This window comes from Polaromonas sp. P1_E3, from assembly GCF_056405935.1.
The window spans coordinates 1-580 of record NZ_JBFUBD010000837.1 but is presented as its reverse complement, the minus strand read 5'-3'; the positions used below and the strand labels follow the sequence as shown (position 1 = coordinate 580).

The 580-nt window shown below is 64.1% G+C and carries 1 pseudogene; it reads left to right on the top strand.

Features of this window, described 5'->3' with window-relative positions:
- Positions 1–167 precede the first annotated feature (167 nt).
- Positions 168–580, top strand: a pseudogene (locus tag AC1D0Z_RS23845) (oligopeptidase A); the annotation flags it as partial.

The following is a 580-nucleotide window of genomic DNA, read 5'->3' as shown; positions in this document are numbered from 1 at the left end:
CCAAAAAGCCCCAGCTGAAAAGCGCCAAGAAAAGCGCCCAGGGCTGAGCTTTGCGGCTGCCTGCAGCCGCAAAGGGCATCATTCGCAATCATTCCCATAGCGACATTCTTTCCTGCCGCGCGGCCCCAGGCCTTTAGATTCGAGACTTTCGCCCACAGCTGTACGCCATGACCAATCCCCTTCTCGACTTTTCCGACCTTCCCCTGTTTGACCGGATTCAGCCCGAACACGTGGCCCCGGCCCTTGACGCGCTGCTGGCCAAGGCCGAAAGCGCCCTGGAACAGGTCACGGCGCCGGATTTTCCAGCCTCCTGGAGCGGCATTGCCGGGGTGCTGGATGTGGCGACCGAAAACCTGGGCCGCGCCTGGGGCGCCGTGAGCCACCTCAACAGCGTGGCGGACACGCCGGAGCTGCGCGCCGCCTACAACGCTGCCCTGCCGCGCGTGACCGAGTTCTGGACCCGCCTGGGCGCCGACGAACGCCTCTACGCCAAATACAAGGCCATCGACGCCAGCACCCTGAACGCCGAGCAGCGCCAGGCGCACAAAAACGCTATACGCAATTTTGTGCTGTCGGGCGC